Raw genomic sequence first — 19,325 nt, 5'->3', positions numbered from 1 at the left:
CGGAGCAGATGCGCATCCGCCGCGAGAAGCGGGACCGGATGCTCGCCAGCGGCCGACAGGCCTACCCGGCCGGCGTCGCCCGCACCCACACCCTCGCCGAGGTGGCGCAGGGCTGGGAGCACCTCGAGACCGGTGAGGAGACGCAGGACGTCGTCACCGTCGCCGGCCGCGTGATGTTCGTCCGCAACACCGGCAAGCTCGCCTTCGCCGCGCTCCAGGAGGGCATCGGCACCCGCCTGCAGGTCATGCTCTCGCTCGCCGAGGTCGGCGAGGAGGCCCTCGCGACGTGGAAGGCCGATGTCGACCTCGGTGACCACGTCACCGTCACCGGCCGGGTCATCCGCTCCCGTCGCGGCGAGCTGTCGGTCATGGCGACGAGCTGGGAGCTGGCCTCCAAGGCGCTGCGCCCGCTGCCGGTGCTGCACAAGGAGCTCTCCGAGGAGAGCCGCGTGCGCCAGCGCTATGCCGACCTCGTCGTGCGCCAGGAGGCGCGCGACATGGTGCGCACCAAGGCCGCGGCGCTGCGTGCGGTGCGTTCGACGCTGGACGGCGAGGGATTCATCGAGGTCGAGACGCCCGTGCTGCAGCTCGTGCACGGCGGTGCCGCGGCGCGTCCCTTTGGCACGCACATGAATGCCTTCTCGCAGGACATGTCGCTGCGGATCGCGCTGGAGCTCAATCTCAAGAAGGCCGTCGTCGGTGGCGTCGACAAGGTCTACGAGATGGGCCGCATCTTCCGCAACGAAGGCGTCGACTCCACGCACAGCCCGGAGTTCACGATGCTCGAGGCCTATGAGGCCTATGGCGACCAGCGCACCATCGGTGAGCTGACCCGGCGCATCTACCTCGCGGTCGCCGACGCCATCGGCTCGCGGGTCGTCGAGACCCCGCAGGGCAGCGTCGACCTCGATGGTGAGTGGCGCTGGCTGCCCGTCCACACCGGCCTGTCCGAGGCCGTCGGTCGCGAGATCACTCCCGACACCCCTGTTGACGAGCTGCTCGCGATCGCCGCCGAGCGCGAGATCGAGGTCGACGCCGCGCTGCCGCAGGGCAAGCTCGTCATGGAGCTCTTCGAGGAGCTCGTCGAGCCGACGCTGCTGCAGCCGACCTTCGTCTGCGACTACCCCGCAGAGGCCCAGCCGCTGGCCCGGCGCCACGACGAGGACCCGCGCCTCATCGAGGCCTGGGACCTCATCATCGCCGGCGTCGAGCGGGCGACCGGCTTCACCGAGCTCGTCGACCCGGTGGTCCAGCGCGAGGTGCTCACGGAGCAGTCGCTCGCCGCCGCGGCGGGTGACCCCGAGGCGATGCAGCTCGACGAGGACTTCCTGCGGGCCCTCGAGTACGGCGCCCCGCCGATGGGCGGTATCGGCATCGGCATCGATCGGATGGTCATGTTCTTCACCGGTGTCGGAATCCGCGAGACCATCCTCTTCCCGCACCTCAAGCCCGAGGCCTGATCATGGACTTCATCAACGACTGGTGGCCCTATGCGGCGGCATTGTTGCCGACCGTCGGCGTCGCCTTCCTCTTCTACTGGATCATCCGATACATGCTCGAGGCGGACCGGCGCGAAAGGAAGGCGCTTGCAGAATGGAATGCCGAGCACCGGAAGAATGCCGAAGAGTCCACAAAGGACGGCGACTGAAATAGTCATTCACGTCATGAATGACTATCGTGGGAATGACATTTCCCCACGAACGGAGAATTCCCATGGCACAGCGCGTCCAGGTCATCCTCGAAGATGACATCGACGGCGGCGATGCGAGCGAGACCGTCACCTTCGCTCTCGACGGTGTGACCTACGAGATCGACCTCAACGACCGCAACGCCGCCGCCCTGCGCGACGCCGTCGCCCCCTATGTCGGTGCCGGCCGTCGCGTGTCGGGCCGCCGCTCGACCGGGTCCGGCTCCGGGTCGCGCACGAGCAGCTCCGAGCTGGCCAAGATCCGCGAGTGGGCTCGGGCCAACGGCCACGAGGTCTCCGACCGCGGTCGCATCAGCCAGAAGGTGCGCGACGCCTACGCCAAGGCCAACGGCTGAGCGCGCTCACGACCGACGAGCTGCAGGCCCTGGCCGTGCAGCTCTCCCGGCATCTCGCCGTCCTCGAGGTCCGGGTCGCCGACACCGGTGACCCGGACCTCGGTGTGTCCCTCTCGGCCGCCGTCGACATCGCGCCGCGGTGGATCGAGACCTATCGCGACCTGACGATCGCGCAGTCCGGCAGCGCGCCGGCGGGGATGCCCGCGGCCTTCGTCCTGCAGTACCTGCTCGACCCGATCGCGTCGACGATCGCCACGGCCGCCGCGGTCAGTCACGTCGCGCTCGACGCGGATGCCGGCCGGTGGTCGATCGGGCTCGACCCGATCTATCTCTACCCGGTCGCCGTCCAGCTGCGTGCGGCGGACGACCGGCTCCTCGTCGACCGGGAGGAGCGGCTCGAGGTCGCCCGGGCCGGCTACCTCGCGACGGCCACCGACATCGCGACGCGGCTGCCGACGCCGACCCGGATGAGCAGCCGGCAGCGCCTCGGCATGGCCGAGGACCTCTGGCAGATGGCCCTCGCCAGGGTCGCGGGCGAGCCTCCGCCGCAGCGGCGCTCGTGCTGCCTGATCTACGCGCTGCCCGGATGCGCCCCGTGCGCGGGCTGCCCACGCCTGCGCTGAAGAGGCGGCGGCTTCCGCGTGTGCGGGCCCAAGGTTGTGTGTGCAACTGGTAGCTCAGCGGGCCGGCGCGCGCTGAGGAGCGTCGCTGGCGCGCAGGACTACCGGTTCAACACACCTGCATCCGTCGGCGCTGTCTCGGCGGAGGAGGGGCCGCGTCCCGAATGTACGATCTGGGGTACATTCTGAGCGCAAGCGGGCGACAGAACGTCCGTGAGCGCTGGATCTGTACGTCGAGCTGCATCCATGGAGGCTGCTGTGCGCATCGCGATCGTCGGCTGCGGCGAGGTCGGGACGACCTATCTGCGCGCCCTCGCCGAGCACGGCGAGCACGACGTGGTCGTCGTCGATCCGGCACCCCGCGACCCGCTCCGCGAGATCGTCGCCGCCGGCGGGCCGACCCTGCTCGCCGAGCCGGGTGAAGCGCTGACCGGTGCCGACGTCGTGTGGCTGTGCGTCGCCGGCGACATCGCCCACGAGGTGATCGCCGGGCTGCGCCCGTGGTTGCGGCCCGGCGCGCGGGTGCTCGACCTGACGACCGCCTCGCCCGACGACAAGCGTCGCTCCGCCGCGCTCCTGGCCGACCACGCGACCTATGTCGACGTCGTCATCATGGGCGCCATCGCCATGGGCGGCGTCGCCACCCCGCTCCTGGCGGCCGGCCCGGAGGCGTCGGCCGCGACCACCGAGCTCGCCGCGATCGGCGCCCCCGTGCGGGTGCTGCCCGGTGCCGGACCCGGCGATGCCGCGGCCCTCAAGCTGCTGCGCAGCATCCTGACGAAGGGGATCGAGGCCCTCGGGGTCGAGTGCCTCGCCGCCGCAGAGGCGCTCGGGGTGCGCGAGGAGCTGCCCGTCGTCCTCGCCGACATCGACGCCGGGGGGCTGACCCCCTTCGTCGAGGCGGTCGTGCGCACCCACCCGCAGCACGCCGAGCGTCGGCGCCACGAGGTGCACCGTGCCGGCCGGCAGCTCGCCGACCTCGGCCGACCCTCCGCACTCGTCGACGCCGTCGAGGCGCGCTTCGCCGCGACCGTCGACGCCACCTGACCCACCACCGACAGGAGCACTCATGGACCTCGGGATCACCGGACGGACCGCCCTCGTCCTCGGGGCCGGCAGCGGCCTCGGCGAGGCGATCGCGCACGCGCTCGCGCAGGAGGGGGTCACCGTCGTCGTCGCCGGCCGCACCCTCGCGAAGGTCGAGGCGACCGCCGCCGACATCACCGCCGCCGGCGGCCGCGCGCACGCGCTGGCCTGGGACCTCGCCGAGCTCGACGTCGTCGACGAGCGGGTCCGCGCCGCCGAGGAGCTCGCCGGCGGCGGCATCGACATCCTCGTGAACAACACCGGGGGCCCGCCGCCCGGTGGCGTCCTCGGGCACGAGCAGCAGGTGTGGGAGACGCAGTTCCGCTCGATGGTGCTGTCGGTCATCGCGATCACGGACCGGGTCGTGCCCGGCATGCGCGAGCGCGGCTGGGGCCGGGTCGTCACGTCGACGAGCTCGGGCGTCGTCGCGCCGATCCCCGGGCTCGGCCTGTCGAATGCGCTGCGCAGCGCCCTCGTCGGCTGGTCCAAGACCCTCGCCGGCCAGGTCGCCGGCGACGGTGTGACGGCCAATGTCGTCGTCCCGGGCCGGATCACGACCGAGCGCACGGCCTTCCTCGACGAGAGCCGGGCGCAGCGCGAAGGGCGCCCGGTCGAGGAGGTCGCGGCCGAGAGCCGCGCGACCATCCCTGCGGGTCGCTACGGCGAGCCGCACGAGTACGGCCAGACGGTCGCCTTCCTCGCGAGCGTGCCGGCCGCCTACGTCACCGGGTCGGTCGTGCGCGTCGACGGCGGCCTCGTCGCGGCGATCTGAGCAGGAGCAGACATGACCACCACCCGCGCGACCATCACCCGCGAGACGAGCGGCGTCTACGCCATCGCGCCGACCCCCTTCGAGCCCGACGGCACCGTCGACCTCACGAGCCTGGACCGGCTCGTCGACTTCTACGGCGAGGTCGGCGTCGACGGGCTGACCGTGCTCGGCCAGCTCGGCGAGGCGCCGAAGCTCGATCAGGACGAGGCCGTCGACATCGCCCGCCGGGTCATCGCCCGCACCGACGTGCCGGTCGTCGTCGGGGTGAGCTCGCCCGGCTTCGCCGCGATGCGCTCGCTGACGGCCGCGGTCATGGACGCCGGTGCCGCCGGCGTGATGATCGCTCCGCCGCGGACCCTGCGTACCGACGACCAGGTCGTCGGCTACTACGCCGGGGCCGCCGACGCCATCGGGACGGACGTCCCCTTCGTCATCCAGGACTACCCGCTGACCTTCGACGTGCAGATGACCCCGGGCGTCATCGCGCGCATCGCGCGGGACACCCCGGGCGCCGTCATGCTCAAGCACGAGGACTGGCCCGGGCTGGACAAGATCAGCGCGCTGCGCGAGCTCGAGGCGAAGGGGGAGATGCCGCGGCTGTCGATCCTCACCGGCAACGGCGGGCTCTTCCTCGACTACGAGATGGAGCGCGGCGCGGACGGCGCGATGACCGGCTACTGCTTCCCCGACCTGCTCGTCGACGTCGTGCGGATGTCGCGGGCGGGGGAGGGCGAGGCCGCGCACGACCTCTTCGACGCGCACCTGCCGCTCATCCGCTACGAGCAGCAGCCCGGCGTCGGGCTCGCCGTGCGCAAGCACGTGCTGCAGCGCCGCGGGATCCTCGCGCACGACGCCCAGCGCACCCCGGCTCGGGGGCTGTCGGCGACGGCGCGGGCCGAGGTCGACCACCTGCTCGAGCGGCTCGCGCGCCACGACCCGCGCGCCGCGCTCTGAGATGGCCCGCAGCGACGAGGTCTACGAGACGCTGCGCGCGCAGATCCTCTCCGGGGAGCGGGCGGCGGGAAGTCACGTGCCCGAGGAGTCCCTGACCGAGACCCTCGGGGTCAGCCGCACGCCGGTGCGAGCCGCCCTGCAGCGCCTCGCCGACGAGGGGCTGGTCGTCGTGCGGGCCCGGCGGGGCGCCTTCGTCGCCGACTTCACCCGCGCCGACGTCGACGAGGTCTTCGAGCTGCGGCGGCTGCTGGAGAGCCGGGCCGCGCAGCGGGCGGCGGCGCACCGCACGGACGAGCAGGTGGCCGGGCTCGGGCGGCTCGTGGACGAGATGGCGGCGCTGCCGACGCACGACCGGGACGCCCTGCACCGCAACAACCGTGACTTCCACGAGCTCGTCCTCGAGGCGGCCGCCTCGCCGCGGCAGCAGCGCATCGTCACCTCGCTCGCGCGCAGCTCGCCGACGCAGGGGACCTTCTTCGACTACGACGACGAGGACATCGCGCGCAGCCTGGACGTCCACCGGCTCATCGCCCGAGCCATCGGTGAGGGGCGCGCCGAGCTCGCGGGCGAGCTCATGGCGGCGCACATCCGGATGGCGCACGAGAGCTTCGTGCGGCGGCGCTTCGCCGAGCAGGGGTAGCGCCCGGGAGAGGGAGGCCGGGCAGACGTGAGGCCGGCAGGGGCCGCGTCGGCCGGCTCAGTCGTCGAGCAGCGGCGCGAGCAGGTCACCGTGCTCGTCGAGGCGGTCGAGCACCTGCTCGATGTCGAGCTGCTCGAGCGCCTCGGGGTCCTCGGCCCCGGCCTCGACCTCGTCCCAGGTGCGCGGCGCCGCGACCCACGGATCGTCCCGTCCGCGCATCGAGTAGGGGCACACGGTCGTCTTGGCCGCGACATTCTGGCTCCAGTCGAGGAAGACCTTGCCCGGGCGCAGCGTCTTGGTCATCTTCCACAGCACGAGGTCGGGGTGCTTGCGCGTCATCTCCTGCGCGAGCTGCTGGGTCAGGTCGCGCACCTGGTCACTCGTGAGGTCGCCGCCGAGCCGCGCGTAGAGCTGCATCCCCTTGCTGCCCGAGGTCACGGGGTGCAGGTCGAGCCCGAGCCCGCCGAGCCGATCGCGCAGCAGGAGCGCCACCCGGGCGCACTCGTGCAGCCCGGCGGGCTTGCCCGGGTCGAGGTCGATGACGAGGCGGTCGGGGTTGAGCGGCGTGCCCTCGTCGTCGACGCGCCACTGGGGCACGTGCAGCTCGATGCTGTTGAGGTTGACGAGGTAGGTCAGCTGGGCGAGGTCCTCGACGAGCGGGTAGGTGACGTCGTGGACGCGCACCCGCGGCAGCCAGCTCGGGGCGCCGGAGGGCAGGTTCTTCTCGAAGAAGCTCTCCCCGCCCGTCCCGTGCGGCCAGCGCACCCGCGTCACGGGGCGGCCCGCGAGGTGCGCGAGGACGGTCTCGCCGGCGCGGGCGTAGTAGCTGAGGATCTCCCCCTTCGTCGTCTCCGTCGCGGGGTACATGACCTTGTCGAGCGAGGTGAGGCGCATGGTGCGGCCGCCGACCTCGACGCGGGTGACGGTGCCCTTGGGGTCAGCCATCGGCGGTCTCCTGCAGGTCGGTGGCGGTGAGGTCGGCGCGCACCCGCTGGAAGGACGGCTGCCGCAGCCGCCCCCCGCTGCTGCGGCCCAGGCTCGCGACGTCGACGACGAGCTGCGGGGTCACCCAGGTGGTTCCGGCAGCGTCCTCGCGCGGCACCTCCGTGACGAATGGGGAGTCCGTCACCTCGAGCGGTCGCAGCTGCGCCAGCAGGGCGGCGCCGGCTCGTCCGGCGAGCCCGGAACCGACGCGACCGACGAAGTCCCACCCGTCGGCACCCGGCAGCCCGACGAGCACGGCACCCAAGCGGGTGCTGTCGGTCTCGGGGCGCCAGCCGCCGACGACGACCGAGATGCTGTCGCGGTGGGGCAGCTTGAGCCAGTCGGGGGAGCGCCGGCCGGGGGAGTAGGGCGAGGTGCGGCGCTTGGAGACGATGCCCTCGAGGCCCTGCTCGGCGGTCGCAGCGAGCAGACCTTCGCCGTCGTCGTGGACGGGTGGGACGTGCACGCGCGGGCCGTCGAGCTCGAGCTGCTCGAGCAGGGCGCGACGGGCCGACCACGGCTGACGGGTGAGGTCCTGGCCGAGGAGGCGCACGACGTCGAAGACGACGAAGGTCACCGGGTGCGCGACCGCCGCCCGGGCCGCGCGGCGCGCGTCGCCGATGTGCATCCGCTCGGCCAGGGCGCCGAAGCTGGGCCGCCCGTCGACGAGGGAGACGACCTCGCCGTCGAGGAGCATGTCGTCGTAGAGGTCGGCGAGCGGGACGAGCTCGGGGAAGGAGACCGTCACGTCGCGACCTGACCGGCTCGTCAGGGTGAGGCCACCGCCGCGGACGTCGGCGAGGACGCGCATGCCGTCCCACTTGACCTCGTGCGCCCACTCGGGGCCGCGCGGCACCGCGTCGGCGAGGGTGGCGAGCATCGGACGCATGGGTCCATCCTGCCCGGTCCGTGGCGTCGAGCCGCGTGGGATGCTGTCGCGCATGCCGACCCACCCGACCCGCCGGATGCTGCTCGCGGCCGGTGCCGCGGTGGGGGCGATCGGCGGGGCCGGGCCGCTGCTTGGCGCGTGCGGGCGCCGGTCGTGGGATGACCTCGAGCCGGCGGAGCTGACGCTCGCCACGGGCAACCCGGGTGGGGTCTTCCACCGATACGGCGAGGCCCTGGCGAAGGCCTGGCAGGAACGACTGCCGGGCATCACCGTGCACACGCGGGGGACCAATGCCTCGGTCGACAACGTGCGCGAGGTCGCCTCCGGGGTGAGCGACGTGGGCTTCAGCCTCGCCGACACCGCCGCCGATGCCCGGCGGGGTCGTGGGGTGTGGAACGAGCCGGTCGACCTGTGGGCGCTCGCCCGTGCCTACGACAGCTTCGTCCACCTCGTCGTGCGCGCCGACTCGGACGTGCGTGCCGTGACCGACCTCGCCGGGCGCCGCGTGAGCCTGGGCGCGAGCGGGTCGGGGACGCGCGGGATCGCGTGGCGGTGCATGCGCGCGGCAGGCCTGACGAGTGATGAGTTCCGGCCCGTCGCGGAGACGCTGCAGCGGTCGGCCGATGCGCTCGCGGCGGACCGGCTCGACGCCTTCTTCTTCGTCAGCGGCCTGCCCAACACCGCTGTGCTGCACCTGTCGCAGGCGCAGGACATCCGGCTCGTGCCGCTCGGCCACCTCGTGCCGCGGCTGGTGCGGCAGCACGGCAGCGAGTTCTCCCGGTCGTCGATCCCTGCCTCGACCTACGACCTCGACCGGGCCGTCGACACCGTCAGCGTGCAGAACTACCTGCTCGTGCGCCGCGACCTCGACGAACGCCTCGTCCACGCCCTCACCCGCGTGCTCTTCGAGGCGCAGCCCCGTGTCGACGAGCTCGCCCACGGCGTGCGTCAGCCCAACATCGGCACCGCCATCTACACCTCGCCGCTGCCGCTGCACCCGGGCGCGCTGCGCTACTACCGGGAGCAGCGCGACTAGCTCGATCGCCTCGCCGGCTGTGCCGTTGCTCCGTACGGTGAGCGCGGCTGCCGGGCTCGGGCGAGCGTGGGGAAGTGCTGGGCACTACGTCGTTGCTCCGTACGGTGAGCATCGGATGTCTGGAAAGCGCTGGGGCGTGCTGGCGTTGCCTGCGCCGTTGCTCCGTACGGTGAGCATCCGGTCCTCACCCGCGGTGAGCCAGGTGCATCGGGTCCGGCCCAGACCGGCAGCACGTCCGCGGCTCCGCGTGTGGCGGGCGGTGATGCCGTGCTCGGGGTACGGAGCAACGGCGTAGTGGCCATTTCGCTCGACCAGTGGCGTCGTGCCGGGTGGTCGTGCTCGGAGTACGGAGCAACGGCGTAGTGGCCCATCCGCCGGCACTGCTCGTCGTGCCGGGTGGCCCCGCCCCGGGCTACGCCGCCGGGAGCACGAGCGTCACGGCGAGCCCGCCGGTGGGGTTCGCGTCGGCGAGGTTCGCGCCGGGCGACGAGGCCGGGCCCACCTCGAGGTCGCCACCGCAGTCGGCGAGGCGGGCGCGGACGATGGCGAGGCCGAGGCCGGTGCCCGGCACGTTCTGGTGGGCCCGGCCGCGGAAGAAGCGCGCGCCGACCTTGGCGACGTCGTCCGGGTGCAGACCGGGCCCGCCGTCGGCGACCCGCACTCGGACCGTGGGCACGCCCCCTTCGCCTGCGGGGGCCGGGGCGACCTGCACGCTGACGAGGACGGGGGAACCGGGGGCGAACTTCGCGGCATTGTCGAGCAGCGCGTCCATCGCGGTGTCGACGACCTCGGCGCTGGCCAGGGCGATCGCCGACGGGGGAGTACGCACCTCGAGCGCGGCGAAGACCGGGTCCCACATCTGGCAGCGGTGGCGCACGAGGGCGGCGACGTCGACGGGCTCGGCGACCACCTGCGTCGCCCCGACCTGGCTGAGGTGCAGCAGCGACTCGACGGTCGCGCTCAGCCGGTCGGTCTCCTCGAGGACCGGCTCGACCTGGTCGCGGTCGACCCCGTCGGAGGCCAGGCCCTCGACGCGCAGCCGCAGCGCCGTCAGGGGGTTGCCGAGCTGGTGTGCGGCGTCGGCGACGAGCTCGCGCTGCTGCGCCTGCGAGGCCTCGACGCTGTCGGCCATGTCGTTGAAGGACCGGGCCAGCTCGCGCAGCTCGGGCGGGCCGGTCTCGCTCGCCCGTGCCCCCATGTCGCCCGAGCTGAGCCGGGTCGCCGTGCGGTCGAGCGCGTGCACCGGCCGCAGCACCCACCCGACGAGCGGCCGGATGACTCCGAAGACGGTCAGCAGCAGCGTTGCCAGGGCGAGCGCACCCATGAGCGCCAGGCGCACCGTCACGTCGCTGCGGACACCGTCGGTCGGGGCGGTGACGACGACGGCCCCGAGGACCTGCGCGTCGCGCCCGACCGGGGAGCCGACGAGCATCGGTTCGTCGCGCCACGGCCACGCGGTGCCGGGCGGCACGGTCGTCGCTCCGGTGAGAGCGCGCGTGACGGCCTCGTCGGTGGCCGCGTCGGTGCCTGCACCGCCGGCGTCACCGGCAGCCACCACCACCTCGCGGTTGGCGTCGACGACGAGGACCGAGCCGCCGTAGACCTCCGTGTAGCGCTGCAGCTCGCTCTCGAGCGTTGCCGTCTCGTCGGTCTCGATGGCGCTCTCGGCGAGCACGGCGAAGCGCGCGACGTCACCCAGGCGGCCGACGAACTGGTCCTGCGTGCGGTCGGCGGCGTGGGCCGCGAGCAGCGGCACCATGAGCGCCAGCAGCAGCATCGTCAGCAGCGGCAGGGCGATGACGAGCATCCGTCGTCGCACCGCTCACCCCTGCGCGTTGATCCGGTAGCCGACGCCGCGCACGGTCTCGATGAGCCGGGGTCGGTCGAGCTTGGTGCGCAGCGCGGACACGTGCACGTCGAGGGTGCGCGAGGCGCCGACCCACGAGGTGTCCCAGATGGACTCCATGAGCGACTCGCGGGTGACGGCGTCGCCGCCGGCGTCGATGAGGGTCGACAGCAGGTCGAATTCCTTGCGGGTCAGCGTCACCTCCACCTCGCCTGCCCACACGCGGCGGGCGCCGAGGTCGAGGCGCACGTCGGCGACGTGGTCGAGCGACTCGGGGACGCCGTGGCCGGAGCGGCGCATGACGGCGTCGATGCGCGCCATGAGCTCGGCGAGGCGATAGGGCTTGGTGACGTAGTCGTCGACCCCGGCGCGCAGGGCGGAGACGACCGAGGGCTCGTCGCGGCGGGCGGTGACGGCGATGATCGGGACGTCACCCTCTGCGCGGATGCGTCGGCACACCGACAGGCCGTCCTGGTCGGGCAGCCCCATGTCGAGGAGCACGAGGTCGGCCCCCGGCACGGCCGAGAGGGCCTCCGCGGCGGTGCCGGCGCGGGTCACCGTGAGATGGGCTCGGCGCAGGGCGGGGGTCAGGGCCGCCACCACGCGGTCGTCGTCCTCGACGAGCAGGACTCGCATGTCTCTCCGTTGAGCAGTGGTGCAGTCGTGCCGGGGCCCAAGGTCAGATGTATGTAAAGTCCGTGCGGCTCCGGCCCGGGTGTGACCCGGATCGCACCTAACTTACCCGGCATGCCAACGGACAGCGTCGCCCGTGAGCAGCAGCTCACCCCCGAGCCCGTCGACGTCGACACGATCGTCGCCGACTACGACGAGGAGAAGCCCTCGCGGCAGCTCTCGCCGCGCCTCGACCTCCTCGTCGGGGTGTGGTGCTTCCTCGTCGCCCTCTTCGTCCTCAAGCAGGTCTTCGACCCGGTCGAGCAGGGGAGCCAGTACTACCTCGTCCTCTTCCTCGCGGTGACCCTGCCCTTGGTCTTCCTCACCTACCGGATGCGCGGGCGAAGGGAGCGGGCTGCGGACATCGACCCCGGCACCGACACCGTGGGTCGGGTGCCGCAGAAGGACGACCCGGGGATCCTCGACTGGGTGCTCGCGACCGTCGCGATGCTCGTCGGGCTCTACCCGCTGCTGCCGATCCCGCTCAACGAGCTCGGCTTCGGTGGCTACGAGGGCTTCCTCGACCGGCAGGGCTCGCTGCTGACGATGGACATCGTCGCCGGCCTGATCCTCATGGTCCTCGTCCTCGAGGCCACCCGGCGCACGACCGGCCTCGTCCTGCCCGTCGTCTGCGTCGTCTTCTTCGCCTACGCCTACTACGGCGGCTTCCTGCCCGTCGGCTGGTCGATCAGCCACCTCGGGCTCAACATCGAGCAGATCGTCAACGCGCTCTACAACGAGGCGTCCGGCTTCTTCGGCGTCCCGCTCGACGTCGCGGCGACCTACATCGTCCTCTTCACGATGTACGGCGCGGTGCTCGACCGCATGGGCGCCGGTCGCTTCTTCGTCGAGTTCAGCTTCTCCCTCTTCCGCAAGTCCGCCTCGGCCCCGGGCCGCACGACGGCCCTCTCCGGCTTCCTGCTCGGCACCGTCTCCGGGTCGGGCACGGCGACCGCCGTGACCCTCGGCTCCTTCGCCTGGCCGATCCTCAAGCGGGCCGGCTACCCGAAGGAGGCGGCGGGCGGCATGCTCGCCGCCGCCGGCATCGGCGCGATCCTCTCGCCGCCGACGATGGGCGCCGCGGCCTTCATCATCGCCGAGTACCTCGGCGTCTCCTACGTCGAGGTGCTCATCTGGGCGATCGTGCCGACGCTGCTCTACTACCTCGGCATCTTCTTCGCCGTCGAGATCGACGCCCGCCGCTTCGGGGCCAGCCGCGTCGAGCTGGCGATCGTCAACCCCCTTCGCCTGCTCGTGCGCTCCGGCTACCACTTCATCAGCCTCGGCGTCATCGTCTTCTTCCTCGCCATCGACGTCCCGCCCTTCAAGGCGGTCGTCTACGCGACGGCCGTGGCCGCCCTCTTCGGCCTCGCCGAGGCGGTGCTCTCGCGCCGGCGCGTCGTCAGCGGCTTCGACGAGGTCGACGGCGAGCCCGAGCGGCTCGAGCTCGGGGCCTCGCTCAAGGACTTCGGCGTGCGCCTCTACACGGCGCTCAGCTCGGGCATCCGCTCCGCGCTGCCGGTCATCGCGGTCTGCGCCGCGGCCGGCATCATCACCTCGGTCATCGCCAAGACGGGCCTGGGCCAGATCCTCTCCGACGTGCTCGTCAAGGCGGCCGATGCCATCGCCTTCAACGACGCCTCGCTCATCATCCTCTCGGCGCTCTTCTCCGCCGTCGCGATCCTCATCCTCGGCCTGGCCGTCCCGGTCACGGCGTCCTTCATCCTCAGCTGGGTGATCATCGGGCCGGCGCTCATCGCGCTCGGCGTCGAGTCGCCGCAGGTCGCGATGTTCATCTTCTACTACGCGGTCCTGTCGGAGGTGTCGCCGCCGACCGCGCTCGCGGCCGTCGCCTCCGCGGCGATCACCGGCGGCAAGGTCATCCCGACGATGATGCAGGCCTGCAAGTACACGCTGCCCGCCTTCCTCGCCCCGATGGCCTTCGTCGTCACGGACAACGGAGCCTTCCTGCTCGCCGAGGGCGGCTTCGTCGACATCGTGTGGGCCTTCCTCGTCGCCGGCACCGCGGTCGCGGCCCTGGCCGTCGCGACAACCGGCTGGATGTTCGGCCCGACAAGCCGGCTCGAGCGGGCGCTGTGCGTGCCCGCCGCACTGCTCCTGCTCTACCTCGTCCCGCTGTCCATCGCCCTGGGCTTCGCCGTCTTCGCCCTCGCCATCGTGCTGCACCTCGTGCGACGACGGGTCGCGGGCGGCTCCACCCCGACACCCGCCACCTGACCTCCCTTCGACCCCGCCACACCCACCCCCTCAGAAAGGCTCGATGATGCGCCGTACCACCACCCTCACCGGACTGACCCTGGCCGCCGCCCTGACCCTGTCCGCCTGCGGCGGGCAGCAGGACCGCAGCGGAGACTCCGGCGCCGCCGCCGACAGCTGCGAGACCGGCCAGGGCCGGCTCAACATCGCGACCGGCAACTCGACCGGCGTCTACTACGTCATCGGCGGCGGCCTGGCCAAGATCGTCAACGACAAGACCGACCTGCAGGCGACCTCCGCCGAGACCGGCGCCTCGGTGCAGAACATCCAGCAGGTCGTCGCCGGCGACTACGACGCCGGCTTCTCCCTCGCCGACACCGCCGCCGACGCGGTCAACGGCTCGGGCTCCTTCACCGATAAGCAGGACATCCGCACGCTCGGCCGGATCTACTCCAACTACACGCAGGTCGTCGTGCGCAAGAAGTCCGGCATCGACTCGATCTCGGACTTCAAGGGCAAGACGATCTCGACCGGCTCGCCGAAGTCGGGGACCGAGGTCATCGCCAACCGGCTCATCGAGACCTCCGGCCTCGACCTCAAGGACGTCAAGCGCCAGCGGCTCGACCTGACGAAGACCGTCGACGGGATGAAGGACGGGTCCATCGACGGGCTCGTGTGGTCGGGCGGTCTGCCGACGCCGGCCATCACCGACCTCTTCACCTCGATGGGTGACGACGTCGAGTTCATCGACATCACCGACCAGCTCGGCGACATGCAGAAGGTCAACGAGGTCTACGAGGAGTCGACGATCCCCGCCGACACCTACGACCTCGACGCCGACGTGCCGACGATCGCGGTGCCCAACGTCATCGTCGTGCGCGAGGACATGGAGGACAACGTCGCCTGCGCCCTGACGAAGCTCATGATCGACGAGAAGGACGCCCTCGTGAAGGTGCACCCGGCCGCTGAGGAGATCGACGTCAAGACGATGACCGAGACCGGCCCGATCCCGCTGCACGCGGGTTCGGAGCGCGCCCTCGAGGAGGCCAAGTGAGCAACGCCGCCCAGAGCCCGCTCGGGCTCTTCGCGACCGACGAGCTGATCGGTGAGGAGGAGCGCGCGATCCGGGACACGGTGCGGCGCTTCGTCGACGACCGGATCCGTCCGGGGATCGCCGGCTGGTACGAGGAGGGTTCCTTCCCCGTGCGGGAGCTGGCGCCCGAACTCGGCCGGCTCGGGGTGCTCGGGATGCATCTGGAGGGTTACGGCTGTGCCGGGACCTCCGCGACGGCCTACGGGTTGGCGTGCATGGAGCTCGAGGCGGGTGACTCCGGGCTGCGCTCGCTCGTGTCGGTGCAGGGGTCGCTGGCGATGTTTGCCATCTGGAAGCACGGCAGCGAGGAGCAGAAGCAGGAGTGGCTGCCGCGGATGGCTGCCGGGGAGGCGATCGGGTGTTTCGGGCTGACCGAGCCGGACTTCGGGTCCAACCCGGCGGGCATGCGTACCCGCGCCCGACGTGATGGTGACGACTGGGTGCTCAACGGCAGCAAGATGTGGATCACCAACGGCTCCGTCGCCGACGTGGCCGTCGTGTGGGCGCAGACCGAGGACAAGGTCCGCGGCTTCGTCGTGCCGACGGACACCCCGGGCTTCTCGGCCCCTGAGATCAAGCGCAAGGTGTCGCTGCGCGCGTCGGTGACCTCCGAGCTCGTGCTCGACGACGTGCGGCTGCCGGCGGAGGCGGTGCTGCCGGAGGTGGCCGGGCTCTCGGGGCCGCTGTCGTGCCTCAACGAGGCGCGCTTCGGCATCGTCTTCGGTGCGCTCGGCGCGGCCCGTGACTGTCTCGAGACGGCGATCACCTACTCGCGGGAGCGGGAGATCTTCGACAAGCCGCTGGCGGCCTACCAGCTCACGCAGGCCAAGCTGGCGGACATGTCGCTCGAGCTCGGCAAGGGCATGCTGCTCGCCCTGCAGATCGCCCGCATCAAGGACGAAGGGAGGATCCGCCCGGAGCAGGTGTCGCTGGGCAAGCTCAACAACGTCCGCGAGGCGATCGCCATCGCGCGGGAGTCGCGCACGATCCTCGGTGCCGCCGGCATCACGCTGGAGCACCCGATCATGCGGCATGCCAACAACCTCGAGTCGGTCCTGACCTACGAGGGCACGAGCGAGGTCCACCAGCTCGTCATCGGGCGAGCCCTGACCGGAGAGGCCGCCTTCCGTTGATCACCCCCGGTGCCCTCGAGGGCGTGCGGGTCGCCGACTTCAGCCGAGTGCTGGCGGCGCCCTACGCGACCATGCTCATGGCCGACCTCGGGGCGGAGGTGATCAAGGTCGAGCGCCCGGACGGCGGCGACGAGACCCGTGCCTGGGGCCCGCCGTGGTCGGACGAAGGGGAGTCGACGTACTTCCTCTCGGTCAACCGCAACAAGACCTCCCGGGTGCTCGACCTGCGCGACGAGGCCGACCGCCAGGTGGCGCTCGACCTCGTCGCGGGGTGTGATGTCGTGGTGGAGAACTTCCGCAGCGGCACGATGGATCGGCTCGGCCTCGGCTACGACGAGCTGTCCGCCCGGCACCCCGGGCTCGTCTACTGCTCGGTGACCGGATTCGGCTCCGGCGCGGGCGCCGACCTGCCCGGCTACGACCTCGTCGCCCAGGCGGTCGGCGGCCTGATGTCGGTCACCGGGTCGACCGAGTCGGGCCCGATGAAGTCGGGCGTCGCGCTCGTCGACGTCATCACCGGCCTGCACGCGGCGATCGGCGTCCTCGCGGCGCTGCGTCACCGTGACCGCACCGGCGAGGGGCAGCGGGTGGAGGTCAACCTGCTCTCGTCGCTGCTGTCGGCGCTGTCGAACCAGTCGTCCACGCACGCCGTCACCGGCGCGGTGCCGGGGCCGATGGGCAACCTGCACCCGAGCATCGCGCCCTACGAGGTGCTCGCCACCGCCGACCGCCCGCTGGCGATCGCGGCGGCCAACGACAAGCTCTTCCGCCTGCTCGCGCAGGGCGTCGACCGGCCCGGGCTGGCCGAGGACCCCCGCTTCGGGAGCAATGCCGACCGGGTCGCGCACCGGTCGGTCCTCGCGGCGGAGCTCGAGGACGCCCTGGCGGAGCACGGCGCGGACCACTGGTTCGACGTGCTGTCGGCGAAGGGGGTGCCCTGCGGACCGATCAACGACCTCGGCCAGGCCTTCGAGCTGGCCCGCAGGCTCGGGCTCGAGCCGGTGCACGAGATCCCTTCCGCCGCAGGCGGACGGGTGGCCACCATCGCCCACCCGATCACCCTGGCCCGCACCCCGGCCACCTATCGCACGGCGCCGCCCCCCTTCGTCGTGCCGGGGGAGGGGGCATGAGCCTGCGCGCGGCCGTCGTCGGCGGCGGCATCATCGGGGCTGCCGTCGCGCGGCACCTCGCCGCCGAGCACGACGCGCAGGTGACGCTGCTCGACAAGGAGGAGCACCTCGCCGGCCACCAGACGGGCCACAACAGCGGGGTCGTCCACGCGGGGCTCTACTACGAGCCGGGCAGCCTCAAGGCGACGCTGTGCCGACGGGGCGTGGGCCTGCTGCAGGACTTCGTGCAGCGGCACGACATCGCCTACGAGGAGTGCGGCAAGGTCGTCGTCGCCCTCGACGACGTGCAGGCGGGGCGGCTCGACGACCTCCATGCGCGCGCCGTGGCCAACGGCGTGCCCGGTGCCCGGCTCGTCGACGCCGACGGGCTGCGCGAGATCGAGCCGGCCGCCACGGGGGTGCGCGCGTTGCACTCCCCGCAGACGGCGATCGTCGACTACCCGGCCGTCACCCGAGCCCTGGGCGGCGAGCTCACCGCCGCCGGCGGGCAGGTCCGCCTCGGGCACGAGGTCGTCGGGCTGGAGGAGCAGGGCACCGAGGTGCGGGTGTCGACGGTGGCGCGCGGGGCGCGCGACACCGGCGCCTTCGACCTGGTCATCGTCTGCGCCGGGCTGCAGAGCGACCGGGTGGCCGGCCTGCTCGGCGAGGACCGTGCCCCGCGGATCGTGCCCTTCTACGGCGACTACTTCGTGCTCCCGAGGGAGCAGCGCGATGTCGTGCGGGGCATGGTCTACCCGGTGCCGGACCCGCGCTACCCCTTCCTCGGGGTGCACGTGACCCCACGCGTCGACGGGGTGCTGACGCTCGGGCCCAATGCCTTCCTCTCCCTGGGGCGGGAGTCCTACCGGCGCTCGCTGCCCGTGCCCGCCGACGTGCTCGACGTCGTGGGTTTTGCCGGCTTCTGGCGCTTCGCCGCGGCCAACCTGCCCGCGGCCGTGCGGGAGTCGCGCACCGCGCTCAGCTCACGCAACTTCGTCGCGGAGGCGCAGCGCTACGTGCCGAGCCTCGACACCTCGGGGGCGGTGCGTGGCACGCGGGGCGTGCGCGCGCAGGCCATGGGTTCCGACGGCCAGCTCGTCGACGACTTCGTCATCACCGGCACCGACCGTGTCGTCATGGTGCGCAATGCGCCGTCACCCGGCGCCACCTCGGCGCTCGCGATCGCCGAGCACGTCGTGGGTGAGGCGCTGGCGCGGCGCGGCGGGCGCTGACCTCAGGTGCAGAGCCCGGGCAGACGTCACTGGCCGTAGGCCTGGAGCGCGAAGCCGCCCTTGCCGGTCCACCCGCCGCGGATGTCGGTGCCGCGGCTGTCGGCGGCCGTGGGGTCGTAGTAGACGTACATGCGGTCGCCGTCGGTGAGGCCACCGATGGATCGGCCCTTGCTCCCGCACGGGGCGGTCGTCAGCGAGCGGAAGTTCTGGAAGCCCGTCCAGCGCAGCGTCGCGTAGGTGCGCTGGGTCGGTGCCGAGCGCGGGACGCGCAGCTCGCGCAGTGCGCCGCTGGAGAGGTTGTGGAGCAGCACGTCGATGGTCTTGCCGCTGACGGTTCCGGAGCGCTCGTAGACGATCGATCGCATGTTGCCGTAGCCCGAGCCGATGCGGGTCGCGCTGCCGACCTTCAGCGAGCCCGTCGAGGTCCAGGAGATGGGGTAACGGGTGAGGTAGCCGCCGTGCAGCCGGTAGAGGTAGCGCCCGTCGGTCGCGAGGGCTCGGGTCCCCGTCCACCCGGAGGACTTGACGGTGCGCGTGCTCTGGGAGACGGCCCACACGCCGTTGCGCTCGACGCCCTTGCGCGTGATCGTCATGAGCTTGCCGCCCTGCGAGGTGGCCACCTGCTCGTTGGTGAAGGAGCCCGTGTCGCCGTAGGCGCCCACCTGGACCTCGGCCGTCGGCCGCCATCCGATGCTGTTGGTGCTGACGCGGGTGGCGGTGGCGCGCTGGTTGGCGTAGGTGTACCAGTAGTAGGCGCCGGTGCTGGTGCTGGCGCCCCAGTGGGCCCGGCAGCTCGTGGGCACGTTGGGTGCGGCGGCCGAGGCGGGAGTGGCGGCGACGGCCGCGGTCGTGCACGTGAGTGCGGCGACGGCGAGCGCGGCGGAGATGCGGCGGGACATCGTGATCTTTTCCCCTGGTGTCGTGGCGAGGTGGCCCCCTGGCCACGGCGCGATCCTAGAGGAGCGCCGCAGTCCGCTCGCGGCGGCTCCGGAGCGCCCT

The 19,325-nt window shown here is 72.2% G+C and carries 19 protein-coding genes; 14 read left to right on the top strand and 5 right to left on the bottom strand.

Annotation, left to right across the window (positions count from 1 at the left end):
• Positions 1 to 8: 8 nt before the first annotated feature.
• From lysS to ACQBJO_RS13565, 8 genes are all read left to right on the top strand, one after another.
• The gene (gene lysS / locus ACQBJO_RS13600; protein WP_421008808.1) at positions 9 to 1,460 is read left to right on the top strand and encodes a lysine--tRNA ligase; all 1,452 of its coding nucleotides are present in this window, start codon (positions 9 to 11) and stop codon (positions 1,458 to 1,460) included.
• Between the two features lie 2 nt (positions 1,461 to 1,462).
• Positions 1,463 to 1,648, top strand: a complete 186-nt coding sequence (locus ACQBJO_RS13595; protein WP_421008729.1) for a lysyl-tRNA synthetase — start codon at positions 1,463 to 1,465, stop codon at positions 1,646 to 1,648.
• 65 nt (positions 1,649 to 1,713) lie between these two features.
• The gene (locus tag ACQBJO_RS13590; RefSeq protein WP_421008728.1) at positions 1,714 to 2,043 is read left to right on the top strand and encodes a histone-like nucleoid-structuring protein Lsr2; all 330 of its coding nucleotides are present in this window, start codon (positions 1,714 to 1,716) and stop codon (positions 2,041 to 2,043) included.
• A 35-nt stretch (positions 2,044 to 2,078) separates the two neighbouring features.
• A complete protein-coding gene (locus ACQBJO_RS13585) occupies positions 2,079 to 2,666 on the top strand; it encodes a (2Fe-2S)-binding protein (RefSeq protein WP_421008727.1) in 588 nt (195 codons plus the stop codon).
• Positions 2,667 to 2,909: 243 nt separating this feature from the next.
• The gene (locus tag ACQBJO_RS13580) at positions 2,910 to 3,710 is read left to right on the top strand and encodes an NAD(P)-binding domain-containing protein (protein ID WP_421008726.1); all 801 of its coding nucleotides are present in this window, start codon (positions 2,910 to 2,912) and stop codon (positions 3,708 to 3,710) included.
• A gap of 22 nt (positions 3,711 to 3,732) precedes the next feature.
• On the top strand, positions 3,733 to 4,521 hold the full coding sequence (locus tag ACQBJO_RS13575; protein ID WP_421008725.1) for an SDR family oxidoreductase: 789 nt from the start codon (positions 3,733 to 3,735) through the stop codon (positions 4,519 to 4,521).
• 12 nt (positions 4,522 to 4,533) lie between these two features.
• Entirely contained in the window at positions 4,534 to 5,475 is a 942-nt protein-coding gene (locus ACQBJO_RS13570; protein WP_421008724.1) for a dihydrodipicolinate synthase family protein, read from the top strand.
• Between the two features lies 1 nt (position 5,476).
• Positions 5,477 to 6,115 (top strand): GntR family transcriptional regulator, encoded by a 639-nt coding sequence (locus ACQBJO_RS13565; RefSeq protein ID WP_421008723.1) that lies wholly within the window; start codon positions 5,477 to 5,479, stop codon positions 6,113 to 6,115.
• Positions 6,116 to 6,172: 57 nt separating this feature from the next.
• Here the strand turns inward: ACQBJO_RS13565 and ligD (ACQBJO_RS13560) are convergent, their stop codons facing one another.
• Both ligD (ACQBJO_RS13560) and ligD (ACQBJO_RS13555) read right to left on the bottom strand, forming a co-directional pair.
• Entirely contained in the window at positions 6,173 to 7,060 is an 888-nt protein-coding gene (ligD, locus tag ACQBJO_RS13560; protein WP_255184308.1) for a non-homologous end-joining DNA ligase, read from the bottom strand.
• Complete coding sequence (ligD, locus tag ACQBJO_RS13555; RefSeq protein WP_421008722.1) at positions 7,053 to 7,988, bottom strand: non-homologous end-joining DNA ligase; 936 nt, start codon at positions 7,986 to 7,988, stop codon at positions 7,053 to 7,055. The genes ligD (ACQBJO_RS13560) and ligD (ACQBJO_RS13555) overlap by 8 nt, the downstream gene beginning before the upstream one ends.
• Before the next feature lie 52 nt (positions 7,989 to 8,040).
• Here ligD (ACQBJO_RS13555) and ACQBJO_RS13550 point away from each other — a divergent pair, with 52 nt between their 5' ends.
• A complete protein-coding gene (locus ACQBJO_RS13550) occupies positions 8,041 to 9,024 on the top strand; it encodes a TAXI family TRAP transporter solute-binding subunit (protein WP_421008721.1) in 984 nt (327 codons plus the stop codon).
• 412 nt (positions 9,025 to 9,436) lie between these two features.
• On the opposite strand, the gene ACQBJO_RS13545 is transcribed toward ACQBJO_RS13550, so the two are convergent.
• Together ACQBJO_RS13545 and ACQBJO_RS13540 are read right to left on the bottom strand one after the other, a co-directional pair.
• On the bottom strand, positions 9,437 to 10,843 hold the full coding sequence (locus ACQBJO_RS13545) for a sensor histidine kinase (RefSeq protein WP_421008720.1): 1,407 nt from the start codon (positions 10,841 to 10,843) through the stop codon (positions 9,437 to 9,439).
• Positions 10,844 to 10,846: 3 nt separating this feature from the next.
• On the bottom strand, positions 10,847 to 11,506 hold the full coding sequence (locus ACQBJO_RS13540) for a response regulator transcription factor (RefSeq protein WP_255184304.1): 660 nt from the start codon (positions 11,504 to 11,506) through the stop codon (positions 10,847 to 10,849).
• Between the two features lie 111 nt (positions 11,507 to 11,617).
• Between ACQBJO_RS13540 and ACQBJO_RS13535 the strand changes: the two genes are divergently transcribed.
• From ACQBJO_RS13535 to lhgO, 5 genes are read left to right on the top strand one after another with little or no spacing between them, the layout of a single operon-like run.
• The gene (locus ACQBJO_RS13535; protein ID WP_421008719.1) at positions 11,618 to 13,780 is read left to right on the top strand and encodes a TRAP transporter permease; all 2,163 of its coding nucleotides are present in this window, start codon (positions 11,618 to 11,620) and stop codon (positions 13,778 to 13,780) included.
• A 43-nt stretch (positions 13,781 to 13,823) separates the two neighbouring features.
• Positions 13,824 to 14,813: a TAXI family TRAP transporter solute-binding subunit gene (locus ACQBJO_RS13530; protein WP_421008718.1), complete on the top strand. Its 990-nt coding sequence runs from the start codon at positions 13,824 to 13,826 to the stop codon at positions 14,811 to 14,813.
• Positions 14,810 to 15,985 (top strand): acyl-CoA dehydrogenase family protein, encoded by a 1,176-nt coding sequence (locus tag ACQBJO_RS13525; RefSeq protein WP_255184301.1) that lies wholly within the window; start codon positions 14,810 to 14,812, stop codon positions 15,983 to 15,985. The genes ACQBJO_RS13530 and ACQBJO_RS13525 overlap by 4 nt, the downstream gene beginning before the upstream one ends.
• Entirely contained in the window at positions 15,982 to 17,115 is a 1,134-nt protein-coding gene (locus ACQBJO_RS13520) for a CaiB/BaiF CoA transferase family protein (protein ID WP_421008717.1), read from the top strand. Before ACQBJO_RS13525 ends, ACQBJO_RS13520 begins: the two co-directional genes overlap by 4 nt.
• The gene (lhgO, locus tag ACQBJO_RS13515) at positions 17,112 to 18,326 is read left to right on the top strand and encodes an L-2-hydroxyglutarate oxidase (RefSeq protein WP_421008716.1); all 1,215 of its coding nucleotides are present in this window, start codon (positions 17,112 to 17,114) and stop codon (positions 18,324 to 18,326) included. Before ACQBJO_RS13520 ends, lhgO begins: the two co-directional genes overlap by 4 nt.
• Before the next feature lie 26 nt (positions 18,327 to 18,352).
• Here the strand turns inward: lhgO and ACQBJO_RS13510 are convergent, their stop codons facing one another.
• Positions 18,353 to 19,225 (bottom strand): hypothetical protein, encoded by an 873-nt coding sequence (locus tag ACQBJO_RS13510; protein WP_421008715.1) that lies wholly within the window; start codon positions 19,223 to 19,225, stop codon positions 18,353 to 18,355.
• Between the last annotated feature and the right edge of the window lie 100 nt (positions 19,226 to 19,325).

The organism is Janibacter zhangyanbonis (assembly GCF_050507325.1).
Lineage (GTDB): Bacteria > Actinomycetota > Actinomycetes > Actinomycetales > Dermatophilaceae > Janibacter.
Note: the sequence above shows the minus strand (reverse complement) of the source record. Positions and strands in the feature narration are given on the sequence as shown.

What these genes read in the sequence shown, in the direction of transcription:
- lysS (WP_421008808.1), top strand. Translation starts at nt 9, where the DNA reads ATGCGCATCCGCCGCGAGAAGCGGGACCGGATGCTCGCCAGCGGCCGA.
- ACQBJO_RS13595 (WP_421008729.1), top strand. Translation starts at nt 1,463, where the DNA reads ATGGACTTCATCAACGACTGGTGGCCCTATGCGGCGGCATTGTTGCCG.
- ACQBJO_RS13590 (WP_421008728.1), top strand. Translation starts at nt 1,714, where the DNA reads ATGGCACAGCGCGTCCAGGTCATCCTCGAAGATGACATCGACGGCGGC.
- ACQBJO_RS13580 (WP_421008726.1), top strand. Translation starts at nt 2,910, where the DNA reads ATGGAGGCTGCTGTGCGCATCGCGATCGTCGGCTGCGGCGAGGTCGGG.
- ACQBJO_RS13575 (WP_421008725.1), top strand. Translation starts at nt 3,733, where the DNA reads ATGGACCTCGGGATCACCGGACGGACCGCCCTCGTCCTCGGGGCCGGC.
- ACQBJO_RS13570 (WP_421008724.1), top strand. Translation starts at nt 4,534, where the DNA reads ATGACCACCACCCGCGCGACCATCACCCGCGAGACGAGCGGCGTCTAC.
- ACQBJO_RS13565 (WP_421008723.1), top strand. Translation starts at nt 5,477, where the DNA reads ATGGCCCGCAGCGACGAGGTCTACGAGACGCTGCGCGCGCAGATCCTC.
- ligD (WP_255184308.1), bottom strand. Translation starts at nt 7,060, where the DNA reads ATGGCTGACCCCAAGGGCACCGTCACCCGCGTCGAGGTCGGCGGCCGC.
- ligD (WP_421008722.1), bottom strand. Translation starts at nt 7,988, where the DNA reads ATGCGTCCGATGCTCGCCACCCTCGCCGACGCGGTGCCGCGCGGCCCC.
- ACQBJO_RS13550 (WP_421008721.1), top strand. Translation starts at nt 8,041, where the DNA reads ATGCCGACCCACCCGACCCGCCGGATGCTGCTCGCGGCCGGTGCCGCG.
- ACQBJO_RS13540 (WP_255184304.1), bottom strand. Translation starts at nt 11,506, where the DNA reads ATGCGAGTCCTGCTCGTCGAGGACGACGACCGCGTGGTGGCGGCCCTG.
- ACQBJO_RS13535 (WP_421008719.1), top strand. Translation starts at nt 11,618, where the DNA reads ATGCCAACGGACAGCGTCGCCCGTGAGCAGCAGCTCACCCCCGAGCCC.
- ACQBJO_RS13530 (WP_421008718.1), top strand. Translation starts at nt 13,824, where the DNA reads ATGATGCGCCGTACCACCACCCTCACCGGACTGACCCTGGCCGCCGCC.
- lhgO (WP_421008716.1), top strand. Translation starts at nt 17,112, where the DNA reads ATGAGCCTGCGCGCGGCCGTCGTCGGCGGCGGCATCATCGGGGCTGCC.
- ACQBJO_RS13510 (WP_421008715.1), bottom strand. Translation starts at nt 19,225, where the DNA reads ATGTCCCGCCGCATCTCCGCCGCGCTCGCCGTCGCCGCACTCACGTGC.